General features: G+C 67.6%; 9 protein-coding genes. 7 read left to right on the top strand and 2 right to left on the bottom strand.

Annotation, left to right across the window (positions count from 1 at the left end):
* Window positions 1–14 precede the first annotated feature (14 nt).
* Both AC0Z9V_RS08140 and purU read right to left on the bottom strand, forming a co-directional pair.
* Entirely contained in the window at window positions 15–2,507 is a 2,493-nt protein-coding gene (locus AC0Z9V_RS08140; RefSeq protein ID WP_485141205.1) for a GcvT family protein, read from the bottom strand.
* A 55-nt stretch (window positions 2,508–2,562) separates the two neighbouring features.
* On the bottom strand, window positions 2,563–3,477 hold the full coding sequence (gene purU, locus AC0Z9V_RS08135) for a formyltetrahydrofolate deformylase (RefSeq protein WP_133081256.1): 915 nt from the start codon (window positions 3,475–3,477) through the stop codon (window positions 2,563–2,565).
* 125 nt (window positions 3,478–3,602) lie between these two features.
* On the opposite strand from purU, the gene AC0Z9V_RS08130 reads away from it, so the two are divergent.
* From AC0Z9V_RS08130 to AC0Z9V_RS08100, 7 genes are all read left to right on the top strand, one after another.
* Entirely contained in the window at window positions 3,603–4,280 is a 678-nt protein-coding gene (locus AC0Z9V_RS08130; RefSeq protein WP_208739291.1) for a GntR family transcriptional regulator, read from the top strand.
* A 113-nt stretch (window positions 4,281–4,393) separates the two neighbouring features.
* Window positions 4,394–5,692 (top strand): serine hydroxymethyltransferase, encoded by a 1,299-nt coding sequence (gene glyA, locus AC0Z9V_RS08125; RefSeq protein WP_485141204.1) that lies wholly within the window; start codon window positions 4,394–4,396, stop codon window positions 5,690–5,692.
* The gene (locus tag AC0Z9V_RS08120; RefSeq protein WP_485141203.1) at window positions 5,689–6,909 is read left to right on the top strand and encodes a sarcosine oxidase subunit beta family protein; all 1,221 of its coding nucleotides are present in this window, start codon (window positions 5,689–5,691) and stop codon (window positions 6,907–6,909) included. The genes glyA and AC0Z9V_RS08120 overlap by 4 nt, the downstream gene beginning before the upstream one ends.
* A gap of 14 nt (window positions 6,910–6,923) precedes the next feature.
* Complete coding sequence (locus tag AC0Z9V_RS08115) at window positions 6,924–7,340, top strand: sarcosine oxidase subunit delta (protein ID WP_133081252.1); 417 nt, start codon at window positions 6,924–6,926, stop codon at window positions 7,338–7,340.
* Window positions 7,337–10,279 (top strand): 2Fe-2S iron-sulfur cluster-binding protein, encoded by a 2,943-nt coding sequence (locus AC0Z9V_RS08110; protein WP_485141202.1) that lies wholly within the window; start codon window positions 7,337–7,339, stop codon window positions 10,277–10,279. The genes AC0Z9V_RS08115 and AC0Z9V_RS08110 overlap by 4 nt, the downstream gene beginning before the upstream one ends.
* Window positions 10,272–10,907: a sarcosine oxidase subunit gamma gene (locus AC0Z9V_RS08105; RefSeq protein WP_485141201.1), complete on the top strand. Its 636-nt coding sequence runs from the start codon at window positions 10,272–10,274 to the stop codon at window positions 10,905–10,907. The genes AC0Z9V_RS08110 and AC0Z9V_RS08105 overlap by 8 nt, the downstream gene beginning before the upstream one ends.
* Before the next feature lie 174 nt (window positions 10,908–11,081).
* Window positions 11,082–12,479: an L-serine ammonia-lyase gene (locus AC0Z9V_RS08100; protein ID WP_485141200.1), complete on the top strand. Its 1,398-nt coding sequence runs from the start codon at window positions 11,082–11,084 to the stop codon at window positions 12,477–12,479.
* Window positions 12,480–12,520: the final 41 nt, after the last annotated feature.

Here is a 12,520-nt window from a genome sequence, read left to right as displayed (position 1 = left end):
CACGGCGGGGTCGCTCAGCCGCGGAGCCTGGTCATCGTGGGGTCGTAGAGGGGATCCGCGGTGACGGTGGCCTGGATGCGCCGTCCGAAGTACGCGATCTCCACCGAGTCCCCGAGGCTGACGTCGGCAGGAAGATACGCGTAGGCGATCGGTTTGGCGACCGTGTAGCCGTAGGCGGCACTGGTGACGTAGCCGACTGCCTGGTCCTTGTAGAAGACCGGTTCCTTGCCCAGTACGAGGCTCCGTCCGTCGTCGACCGTCAGGCAGCGCAAGCGGCGGGCGGAGTTCTCCTCGGTGCGGCCTTCCAGGGCAGCCTTTCCGACGAAGTCCTCCTTGGTCATCTTCACGGCGAATCCGAGGCCGGCTTCCAGGGGGTCGTGCTCGGTGGTCATGTCGGTGCCCCAGGAGCGGAAGCCCTTCTCCAGGCGCAGCGAGCTGAAGGCGGCCCGACCCGCGGCGATGACGCCGTAGGGCTGCCCGGCTTTCCACAGGGCATCCCAGAGGCGCTGGCCGTTGTCCGCGCTCGTGTACAGTTCCCAGCCCAGCTCGCCGACGTAGGACAAGCGCATCGCAGTCACGCTGACGCCGCCGATGACGACCTGCTTGGCCCGGAAGTAGCGAAGACCGTCGTTGGAGAAGTCGTCGCTGCTGACAGTGCTGATCAGGTCCCGGGCGAGGGGGCCCCACAGGCCGATGCAGCAGGTGCCGCCTGTCGTGTCGCGCACCTGTACCCAGTCGCCGGCGGTTCCGCTCTCGGTCTGGTGGCGTGCGGCCCGCTCGAAGTAGGCGGTGTCGATGTTTCCGTTGGCTCCGAGCTGGAAGGTGTCCTCGCTCAGCCGGGCCACGGTGATGTCGCTCCGGATGCCGCCGGCGCTGTCCAGCAGGAGGGTGTAGGTGACTGCCCCGGGCTTCTTCGACAGGTCCCCGGTGGTGAGCCCCTGCAGCAGCTTCAGTGCTCCCGGTCCGGAGACCTCGAGGCGCTTGAGTGGGGTCATGTCGTACATGGCCACCGCGGTGCGGGTCTTCCAGGCTTCAGCGGCTGCGATGGGCGAGCTGAACATCGCGGACCAGGCGTCGCGGGCCGGGGGCTGCCACTCGGCCGGCATCTCCTTGAGCAGGTCCGCGTTCGCTTCGAACCAGTAGGGGCGCTCCCATCCGCCGGACTCCAGGAAGAACCCGCCCAGGGCCTTGTGGCGGGCGTGGAAAGGGCTGACGCGGAGGTTGCGGGGGGACAGCTTGGGCTGCAGCGGGTGCAGGACGTCGTAGATCTCCACGAAGTTCTGCTGGGACGTCTCGCTGACGTACTCGGGGGTCAGCTGGACCTCTTCGAAACGGTGGATGTCGCATTCACCGAGGTCGATCTGGGACGTGCCGGTGGTCAGGAGTTCAGCGACGGCCCGGGCGATACCGGCCGAATGGGTCACCCAGACGGCTTCGGCCACGAAGAAGTTGTCGAGCTCCTTGGACTCACCCACCAGGGCCCCGCCATCGGGCGTGAAGGAGAAGATGCCGTTGAAGCCGTCCTCGATCTCGCATTCCCGCAGTGCCGGAAGCAGTTGCTTGGTGTCCTCCCAGGCCGGGAGGAAGTCCTCCAGGGTGAAATCGAGACGGGAGGGCATGTTGTGGTCGCTGATGCCGGCCGGGTCGTAGGAGCCCAGGTCATCGAGGTCCACGGGCATGGGACGGTGCGCGTAGGAACCGATGCCGTAGCGGTCGCCGTGTTCGCGGTAGTAGAGGTCCCGGTCCTGGTGACGCAGGATCGGCAGCGACGCTCCGTCGGGAAGTTCGTTGTGGCCCGTGCGGGCCGGCACCGGAGTGGTTTTCACGTACTGGTGGGCCAGGGGGAGGAGGGGGACGACCATGCCGATCATCTCGCCGATCTTGGCGCCCCAGAAGCCTGCGCAGGAGACCACGATGTCGGCGGGGATGACACCGTCCGGAGTCACGACCCCGGTCACACGACGGTCGGACTGCTCGATGCCCGTGACCGTGGTGTTGCCCAGGTACTGGACGCCTGCGGCTTCCGTGCGCTTGATCAGCAGCTGGACGGCACGGGCGGCACGGGCCAGGCCGTCGGTCGGGACGTGGAGCCCGCCCAGGATGTCCTCCTCGTTCAGGAGCGGGTAGAGCTCCTTGCACTCGGCGCTGGAGAGGATCTTCCCACTGATTCCCCAGGAAGCGGCATATCCGAGCTTCCGCTTCAGGTCCGCCAGGCGTGCCTCTGTGGTGGCGACTTCGAGGCCTCCGACCTGGTCGAAGCAACTGACGCCGTCCTCGGTCAGGGACAGGAACTTCTCGACGGTGTATTTGGCGAATGAGGCCATGGTCTTCGAGGGGTTCGTCTGGAAGACGAGACCCGGGGCGTGGGACGTGGAACCCCCGGGCATGTTCAGGGGCCCCTGGTCCAGGACCGTGATGGTGTTCCATCCCCGGGTGACCAGTTCGTCCGCGAGGTTCGTGCCGACGATCCCAGCTCCGATGATGACGATGTTTGGCGTCGATGCCATGTGGCTTCTCCTGCTGATATCCATGGGTTGTCCGTGCTGGTCTGGGGGCTCGTGCTTACCGGAACACGACGGTGCTGGTCCGGTCCAGCAGCACGCGGTGCTCGCAGTGCCACCGCACCGCGCGTGAGAGAGCCAGTGCTTCGGCGTCCTGGCCGACCGTCGAAAGGGCGGTCGGTCCATAGCTGTGGTCCACCCTGATCACTTCCTGTTCGATGATGGGCCCTTCGTCCAGTTCCGCCGTCACGTAGTGGGCCGTTGCGCCGACCAGTTTCACGCCGCGATCGTAGGCCTGGTGGTAGGGGCGTGCACCCTTGAATCCCGGTAGGAACGAATGGTGGATGTTGATCGCACGACCCTCGAGGGCGCGGCAGAGGTCGTCGGACAGGACCTGCATGTACCGGGCCAGCACGACGAGGTCGATGTCATGCTCGTCCACCAGTTCCAGCAGGCGGCGTTCGGCATCCGACTTCGTCTCGGGAATGACCGGGAGGTAGATGAAGGGGAGGCCGGCGGCCTCGGCCATGGCCCGGTGGGTCTCATGGTTGGAGACCACGAGGGCGATCTCACCCCCCAGGCTGCCGCCGCGCCAGCGGAAGAGCAGGTCGTTCAGGCAGTGGCCGAACTTGGACACCATCACGAGGATGCGTTGCTTCGTCTGGTCATGGAAGCTGAACTTCATGTCGAAGAGGTCGGCGATGGGGCGGAACTCCTCCTGGAGCCGCTCCGGGGTGTAGGCCGAGGAGCCCGAGAAGGCGGAGCGCAGATGCAGTGTCTGGCGGAGGCCGTCATCGAACTGCTGGTGCTCGTCGATGTTGAAGCCACGTTCGAAGAGAAAGGTGGTGACTGCCTGGACGATGCCCGCACGTTCGACGCATGACAGCGTCAGCACGAACCTCTGCGTCTGGTCTTCCGCACGGGCCTCCGACTGGGGCAGCGTGCTGGTCGATGAATCTGTCGCCACTAGGGTCATGTCTCCTCCTTCTGAATATATTCAAACGTCGTACACTGATATATTACGATTGGATGAGAGCGTATACTGGTGATGCGGTGAGGGTCAAGAGCCCTCCCGGCTCGAAGGGGAAAGGGATTCGCGTCATGGCTTTGGAAGTTCTGGCAGCCGCCGATGAGGCAAAGAGGTCGTTGGCCGATGTGGCCTACGAGCGCATCCGGGACCGGCTGCTGATGCTCGACATCAAGCCTGGCGACCTCATCAACGACGACGCCCTCGCCAAGGACCTCGGCGTCGGCCGGACCCCGGTGCGTGAAGCCCTGAAGCGGCTGGAGCTGGACCGCCTCGTCGTCTCCTATCCACGGAGGGGTACTTTCGCCACCCGGGTGGAGGTCACCGACCTCGCGTTCATCTCCGAGATCCGCACCCAGCTCGAGCCGCTTGCCGCCTCCCGGGCAGCGCGGGTGGCGACGGAGTCGATGAAGGAGCAGTTGCGCGCCGTGATCCGCGCGGTCGAGTCCTTCGACACGAGTGCTGCTTCGGTCGTCGAGACCCTGCGCCTGGATGCCCGCGTGCACCAGGGCATCTACGCGGCGGCCGGCAACCCCCACCTCGAGGACGTCCTGATCCGCTACGACAATCTGGCGACGCGGATCTGGTGCATGGTCCTGGACCGCCTGCCCGACCTCTCCCGTCATGTGCACGAGCATGTGGACCTGCTGCGCGCGGTCATCGACGGAGACGAGGCCCGGGCCGCGGAACTCGCGCGGATCCACGTCAGTGGTTTCGAGCACGCGGTGCGCGAAGCGCTCTTCGCCGCCTGAGGCGTATCGCCCGAACCGCGCCACGCTGTTGACACCCTTGGGGGACAGTAGAATACTTATGGCCAACTACTAATATATCAAACGGATATTAGTTGCAGCCATAGGAGACAACGATGGTCGACGTTCTGACCCGCTCGCTCGCAGAGACCGATCCCCAGGTCCATGCCGCCGTGCAGCAGGAACTGGCACGCCAGCAGGGCACTCTCGAGATGATCGCCTCCGAGAACTTCGCCCCGACCGCGGTCATGGAGGCGCAGGGATCCGTCCTGACCAACAAGTACGCCGAGGGTTACCCGGGCAAGCGGTACTACGGCGGCTGCGAGCACGTCGACGTCATCGAGCAGCTGGCCATCGACCGCCTCACGGCGTTGTTCGGTGCCGAATTCGCGAATGTGCAGCCCCACTCAGGTGCCCAGGCCAACGCAGCGGCGATGTTCGCCCTCATCCAGCCCGGCGACACCATCCTGGGGCTGAACCTCGCGCACGGTGGCCACCTGACACACGGGATGCGCATCAACTTCTCCGGCAAGCTCTACAAGGTCGTCCCGTACGGGGTGCGTGAGGAAGACCGCCTGATCGACATGGCCGAGGTCGAGCGCCTGGCGGTCGAGAACAATCCACAGCTGATCGTCGCCGGCTGGTCCGCCTACTCCCGGCAGCTGGACTTCGCCGAGTTCCGCCGCATCGCGGACCGGGTAGGCGCCTACCTGATGGTGGACATGGCGCATTTCGCAGGCCTGGTGGCTGCAGGGCTCCATCCCAGCCCCGTTCCTCACGCCCACATCGTCACGAGCACCACCCACAAGACCCTCGGTGGCCCGCGCGGTGGTGTGATCCTGACCAACGATGCCGCCATCGCCAAGAAGGTCAACTCCGCGGTGTTCCCCGGACAGCAGGGCGGTCCGCTGGAGCACGTCATCGCCGCGAAGGCTGTCGCGTTCAAGCTCGCTGCCGAGCCGGAATTCCGCGACCGCCAGGAACGCACCCTGGAAGGGGCCCGCATCATCGCGGAACGCATGCTGTCCGCCGACGTCGCGGAGTCAGGGGTGACCGTGGTCAGCGGTGGCACCGATGTGCACCTGGTCCTGGTGGATCTGCGCACGTCGGAACTGGACGGCCAGCAGGGCGAAGACCGCCTGCACCGGATCGGCATCACGGTCAACCGCAACGCAGTGCCTTTCGACCCGCGTCCGCCCATGGTCTCGTCCGGTCTCCGTATCGGCACACCGGCGCTGGCCACGCGTGGCTTCGGCAGGACGGAGTTCACCGAGGTCGCGGACATCATCGCCGCAGCACTCAAGCGCGAGTTCAGCGACGAGACCGTGGCGGAACTCCGGCAGCGGGTCGAGATCCTGGCCCACAAGTTCCCTCTCTACCCCAACCTCTCCTCCGACGCGACCGAGGTGGCATGATGGCCGATCTTCTTCCGGAGCACCCGGACTTCCTCTGGCACAACCCCGACCCCGAGAAGAGCTATGACGCGGTGATCGTCGGCGGCGGCGGGCACGGCCTCGCCACCGCCTACTTCCTGGCCAAGAACCACGGCATGACCAACATCGCGGTCCTGGAGAAGGGGTGGCTGGCCGGCGGCAACATGGCCCGGAACACCACCATCATCCGCTCCAACTACCTCTGGGACGAGAGCGCGGCCATCTACGAGCACGCCCTCAAGCTCTGGGAGATCCTGCCCGAAGAGCTCGAATACGACTTCCTGTTCAGCCAGCGCGGTGTGATGAACCTGGCCCACACCCTGGGGGATGTGCGCGAGAGCATGCGCCGGGTCGGGGCGAACAAGCTCAACGGCGTGGACGCCGAGTGGCTCGACCCCCAGCAGGTCAAGGAACTGTGCCCCATCCTGAACATCAGCGACAACATCCGCTACCCGGTCATGGGCGCCACGTACCAGCCACGCGCCGGGATTGCGAAGCATGACCACGTGGCCTGGGCCTTTGCGCGCAAATGCGACGAGCTCGGCGTGGACATCATCCAGAACTGCGAGGTCACGGGCTTCCTGAAGGACGGGAACCGCGTCGTGGGCGTCAAGACCAACCGGGGGACCATCTCCACCGAGAAGGTAGGGCTGTGCGCTGCCGGCCACAGCTCGGTCCTGGCGGAGATGGCCGGCTTCCGGCTTCCCATCCAGTCCCACCCCCTGCAGGCACTGGTCTCCGAACTGCACGAACCGGTCCACCCCACCGTGGTCATGTCGAACCACGTGCACGTCTACGTCTCCCAGGCCCACAAGGGCGAACTGGTCATGGGCGCCGGCGTCGACTCCTACAACGGATACGGCCAGCGCGGATCCTTCCACGTGATCGAACACCAGATGGCTGCCGCCGTCGAGCTGTTCCCCATCTTCGCGCGGGCGCACGTGCTGCGGACCTGGGGCGGGATCGTCGACACCACGCTCGACGCCTCACCCATCATCGGCACCACGCCGGTGGACAACATGTTCGTCAACTGCGGCTGGGGTACCGGCGGATTCAAGGGAACCCCCGCGGCCGGGCTCACCTTCGCCCACACCATCGCCACGGGGACGCCGCACGACCTGAACAAGCCGTTCGCGCTGGAGCGGTTCGAGACCGGCGCCCTGATCGACGAACACGGCGCGGCCGCCGTGGCCCACTAGAAGAGAGTTCGGACATGCTCCTCATCTCATGCCCCAACTGCGGCTCCCGCGACGAGACCGAATTCCACTACGGTGGCCAGGCCCACGTGCCCTACCCCGAGGATCCGGCAGCGCTGGATGACCGCCAGTGGGCCGAGTTCCTGTTCTACCGGGACAACACCAAGGGGGCCTTCGCCGAACGCTGGCTCCACAGCACCGGCTGCCGCCAGTGGTTCAACATGCTCCGCGACACCGTGACCTACGAGATCCAGGCCGTCTACCCGATGGGCGCGGCCCGCCCGGACAGAGCCGCCGCGGCACCTGAGTCCGGCACCGCCAGCACAGCCCCGGACAGCACCACCACCGGGACAGCGGCTCCCGACATCTCCGGCACGAGCACGGCCCCCGCCACCTCAGCCGGCACCACCGCCCCGGAAGGAGCATCCAAGTGACGCCCCAGAACGCCCGCCTCGCCACCGGCGGACGCATCGACCGCACCATCTCCTGGCGTTTCACCGTGGACGGCGAGGAGTTCACCGGCCACCCCGGCGACACGCTCGCCTCCGCCCTGCTCGCCAACGGTCGGATCGCCGTCGGCAACTCGCTGTACGAGGACCGCCCCCGAGGAATCATGTCCGCCGGAGTCGAGGAATCGAACGCCCTGGTGAAGGTGTACCCACGGTTCCCCGGCCACGTGGCCGAGTCCATGCTCCCGGCCACGACCGTCACCCTGGTGGACGGCCTGGCGGCGGAGCTGCTCGACGGGCGGGGCAGGCTGGACCCGGAGGACGACCGTGCCGAGTACGACAAGAAGTACGTCCACACCGACGTCCTGGTCATCGGCGGCGGTCCCGCCGGCCTGGCCGCCGCCCGCGAGGCCGTCCGCACCGGCGCCCGGGTGATGCTGATGGACGACCAGCCCGAGTTGGGCGGATCGCTCCTGTCAGGGTCCACGGCTCCCGGGCCGGCAGAGACCATCGAAGGGAAGCCGGCCCTGGACTGGGTGGCGGACGTCGAAGCGGAACTGGTGTCCGGTGCCGAGTCCACCGTTCTCAACCGGACCACCGCGTTCGGCGCCTACGACGCCAACTACGTGATCGCCGTCCAGAACCGTACCGACCACCTGTCCAGCCCCGCAGCGCCCGGCGTCTCCCGGCAGCGTATCTGGCACGTGCGTGCGGCACAGGTGGTGCTCGCCCCCGGCGCCCACGAACGGCCCCTGGTCTTCGAGAACAACGACCGCCCGGGGATCATGCTGGCCTCCGCCGTCCGCAGCTACCTCAACCGCTACGCCGTCGCCGCCGGACAGCGCGTGGTCATCAGCACCACGAACGACAGCGCCTACGCACTCGCCGCGGACCTGCGCGCCGCCGGCGTGGAGGTGGCGGCCGTCGTCGACGCCCGCCCCAGCCTCACCGGGGTGGCAGCCGCCGCCGTCGACGCCGGCACCCGGGTGCTGACCGGCAGTGCGGTGGCGGACACCGCTGCGGACCGCACGGGCCGACTGAACGTCGTCACCGTCCGCGGCATCAACGACGACGGCGAACTCACCGCGGACGTCGAAGAGATCGCCTGCGACCTGCTGGCGGTCTCCGGCGGCTGGAGCCCGCTGGTGCACCTCCACTCCCAGCGGCAGGGCAAGCTGCGCTGGGACGACGAGCTGGCCGCTTTCGTGCCGAGCACCGTGGTCCCGAACCAGCAGACCATCGGCTCCGGCCGCGGCAGCTTCGACCTCGCGGACGTCCTGGCCGAAGGCATCTCCGCGGGGGTATCCGCCGCCACCGCCGCCGGTTTCGAGTCCGCCACGCAGCCGTCCGCCCTCGGCGAGCCGACCTCCTCCGCCCCGACCCGCCAGCTGTGGCTGGTCCCGGGCCAGGCCGGCACGCCGGACGACTGGCACTCCCACTTCGTGGACTTCCAGCGCGACCAGTCCGTGGCCGATGTCCTGCGCTCCACCGGCGCCGGCATGCGCTCCGTGGAACACATCAAGCGCTACACCTCGATCAGTACCGCCAACGACCAGGGCAAGACCTCCGGCGTCAACGCGATCGGCGTCATCGCCGCCGCACTCCGCACAGCGGGCGAAGCGTCCCGCGGCATCGGCGACATCGGCACGACCACGTACCGCGCACCGTTCACCCCCGTGGCCTTCGCGGCACTCGCCGGGCGCCAGCGCGGCGAACTGTTCGACCCCGCTCGCAGGACATCCATCCACCCGTGGCACGAGGCCCACGGTGCCCTGTTCGAGGACGTGGGACAGTGGAAGCGCCCCTGGTACTACCCGCGCGCCGGCGAGGACATGGACGCAGCCGTGCTGCGCGAGTGCGCCGCCGTCCGCGACTCCGTCGGCTTTCTGGACGCCACCACCCTCGGGAAGATCGAGATCCGCGGCAAGGACGCCGGTGAATTCCTCAACCGGATCTACACCAACGCCTTCAAGAAGCTCGCCCCGGGTGCCGCCCGCTACGGTGTCATGTGCATGGCGGACGGCATGATCTTCGACGACGGCGTGACCCTCCGCCTCGATGACGACCGCTACTTCCTGACCACCACCACCGGCGGCGCCGCCAAGGTCCTGGACTGGCTGGAGGAATGGCTCCAGACCGAATGGCCCAACCTCGACGTGCACTGCACCTCCGTGACCGAACAGTGGAGCACCATCGCCGTCGTCGGGCCCAGATCCCGGGCCGTCATCGCCAAGCTGGCACCGGACCTGGCAGCGGACGGGGGGCTGGAGGCGGACGCCTTCCCGTTCATGACCTTCCGCGAGACCACCCTCGCCTCCGGCGTGCAGGCCCGGATCTGCCGGATCTCGTTCTCCGGCGAACTGGCCTACGAGATCAACGTGCCGTCCTGGTACGGGTTGAACACCTGGGAAGCAGTGGCAGCCGCAGGCGCCGAATTCGGCATCACCCCCTACGGCACCGAGACCATGCACGTGCTCCGCGCCGAGAAGGGCTACCCGATCGTCGGCCAGGACACCGACGGCACCGTCACCCCGCAGGACGCGGGCATGGAATGGGTGGTGTCCAAGGCCAAGGACTTCATCGGCAAGCGGTCCTACGCCCGGGCCGATGCCGGGCGCGAGGACCGCAAGCACCTGGTCAGCGTGCTGCCCGTGGACCGTTCCTTCCGGCTCCCCGAAGGGACCCAGCTGGTGGAGCAGGGCATCAGCACCGACCCTGCCTCCGGTCCCGTCCCGATGCAGGGTTTCGTCACCTCCAGCTACTCCAGCGCCGCCCTGGAGCGGACCTTCGCCCTGGCGCTGATCAAGAACGGCCGCAACCGCATCGGTGAGACCCTGGTGGCCGCCGCAGGCGACCGGCTGGTCGAGGTCGTCATCGCCGAGACCTTACTTTTCGACCCCGAAGGGACCCGCAAGGATGGCTGACACAGCAGCACTCAACGGCATCAATGGACTGCGGCCCCTCCGGCGCAGCCCCGCCTCCCATCTGGCCGCCGCGCTGGAGGCCGGCTCCATCGAGGGGACGGTGGTCCTCCGTGAGGGCCCGTTCCGGACCATGGTGGGCCTCCGCGTGGACCCCCGCTCCGAGGAGGGCGCCCGGGTCGCCGCGGTGGCCGGCGGCCTGCCGCTCCGCTGCGGTGACGTGGGCGGCGCCGACGGCGTCCGGGTCCTCTGGCTGGGACCCTCCGAGTTCCTGGTGGTCGCATCCGAGGCCGCCCACGACTCGCTCGGTGGCACCCTCATCGATTCCCTCACCGCCGCTCTGGGCGGGGCTCCGGGCCAGGTGGTGGACCTGTCCGCGAACCGCACCACGTTCGAACTCTCCGGCACCCGGGCCCGTGCCGTCCTGGAGAAGGGCTGCTCCCTGGACCTGCACCCGCGCAGCTTCCCCCCGGGAACAGCCCTGAGCACCGAGGTGGGCAACATCCCGGTGGTCCTCGAGAAGACCGGGAAGGAAAGCTTCCGGATCTTCCCCCGCGCATCCTTCGCGGACTTCCTGGGCCGGTGGCTCCTCGACGCGATGCGCGAGTACGCCTCGCCCGAGGTCCCCTGACGGTCCCCGGTCCGGGCAGAGCTGTCCGGATCGCTCGGTGCCACCGGGAGGGGCGACAGCTCGGACCTGGAATCCGCCTGTCCGGTCCTCGTGTATCCCGGTCGGACGGATCGCCCATGCCCTTTTCCGACAGGATCATCTGCCGGGCCACTCCGGACACGAAGGAACCGCACCATGGCTGTAGGAGTCTTCGATCTCTTTTCCATCGGCATAGGACCTTCGAGCTCGCACACTGTCGGACCGATGCGGGCCGCCGCGGTGTTCAGCGAGGAACTGAAGGCCTCCGGCATCCTTGCCGACGTGGCATCACTGCGGGTCGACCTCTACGGGTCCCTCGCTGCGACGGGGCACGGGCACGGAACGATGACGGCGATCCTCCTCGGCCTCGAGGGGTTCCACCCCGAGCTGATCCAGCCCGAGGAGGTGGAGGAGCGGCTGGCAGCCATCGCCGGCACCGGCATCCTGGAGCTCGGTGGAAGCGTGTCCTTGCCCTACGGGGTCGAGGACATGGTCCTGCGCCCCCTGACGATCCTGCCCCGGCACACCAACGGCATGACCTTCACCGTCCACGGCCCGGCCGGGCAGGTCCTTCATACGGCCACGTTCTTCTCGGTCGGCGGGGGGTTCATCGTGCGGGACGGGGAGGAGGACGCCGCCCGGCAGGAACTCGAGTCCTCGAAGAAGGAGCTTCCACTCCCGTTCCGCACCGCCGCAGAGCTGCTCGACCACTGCCGACGAACCTCCCTCGGTATCAGCGACGTGATGCTGACCAATGAGAAGGACAGCCGCACGGAGGAGGAGATCCGGCAGGGCCTGCTCCACATCTACTCGGTCATGGAGAGCTGCGCGCAGGTCAGCCTCACCCGCGAGGGACTGCTGCCCGGCGGGCTCAAGGTCCGCCGGCGCGCCCCCGACTGGCATGACCGCCTGCTGAAGGAGGACAAGGACCACGACCCCGCGTACTGGCAGGAATGGGTGAACCTGATCGCTCTTGCCGTCAATGAGGAGAACGCATCCGGCGGCAGGGTGGTCACGGCACCGACCAATGGAGCGGCGGGCATCATCCCCGCCGTGCTGTACTACGCCCTGCATTTCGCGCCCGGGATGCAGAATGCCAGCCGGCAGGATCTCGACGACGTGGTGGTCACGTTCCTTCTGACCGCCGGTGCTGTCGGAGTCCTCTACAAGGAACAGGCCTCGATCTCGGGCGCGGAGATGGGCTGCCAGGGCGAGGTGGGCTCGGCATCGTCGATGGCTGCCGCCGGCCTGGCCGAAGTGCTGGGTGGCAGCCCCTCGCAGGTCGAGAACGCGGCCGAGATCGCGATGGAACACAACCTCGGCCTGACCTGCGATCCCATCGGTGGCCTGGTGCAGGTGCCCTGCATCGAACGGAACGCGATCGCCGCGGCGAAAGCGATCAATGCCGCCAAGATGGCGCTCTGGGGCGACGGCGTCCACCGGGTGTCCCTCGACGAGGTCATCATCACCATGCGGGAAACGGGCAAGGACATGAGCTCCAAGTACAAGGAGACGGCCATGGGCGGGCTGGCCGTCAACGTCGTGGAGTGCTGAGCAGTAGCGACCGTCCAACGGGTGGTGCACGGTCGGCACCT

This window comes from Arthrobacter sp. UYP4 (assembly GCF_057291175.1).
This window is presented reverse-complemented; position numbering and strand designations above follow the sequence as displayed.

What these genes read in the sequence shown, in the direction of transcription:
- AC0Z9V_RS08115 (WP_133081252.1), top strand. Translation starts at nt 6,924, where the DNA reads ATGCTCCTCATCTCATGCCCCAACTGCGGCTCCCGCGACGAGACCGAA.
- purU (WP_133081256.1), bottom strand. Translation starts at nt 3,477, where the DNA reads ATGACCCTAGTGGCGACAGATTCATCGACCAGCACGCTGCCCCAGTCG.
- glyA (WP_485141204.1), top strand. Translation starts at nt 4,394, where the DNA reads ATGGTCGACGTTCTGACCCGCTCGCTCGCAGAGACCGATCCCCAGGTC.
- AC0Z9V_RS08130 (WP_208739291.1), top strand. Translation starts at nt 3,603, where the DNA reads ATGGCTTTGGAAGTTCTGGCAGCCGCCGATGAGGCAAAGAGGTCGTTG.
- AC0Z9V_RS08100 (WP_485141200.1), top strand. Translation starts at nt 11,082, where the DNA reads ATGGCTGTAGGAGTCTTCGATCTCTTTTCCATCGGCATAGGACCTTCG.
- AC0Z9V_RS08105 (WP_485141201.1), top strand. Translation starts at nt 10,272, where the DNA reads ATGGCTGACACAGCAGCACTCAACGGCATCAATGGACTGCGGCCCCTC.
- AC0Z9V_RS08120 (WP_485141203.1), top strand. Translation starts at nt 5,689, where the DNA reads ATGATGGCCGATCTTCTTCCGGAGCACCCGGACTTCCTCTGGCACAAC.
- AC0Z9V_RS08140 (WP_485141205.1), bottom strand. Translation starts at nt 2,507, where the DNA reads ATGGCATCGACGCCAAACATCGTCATCATCGGAGCTGGGATCGTCGGC.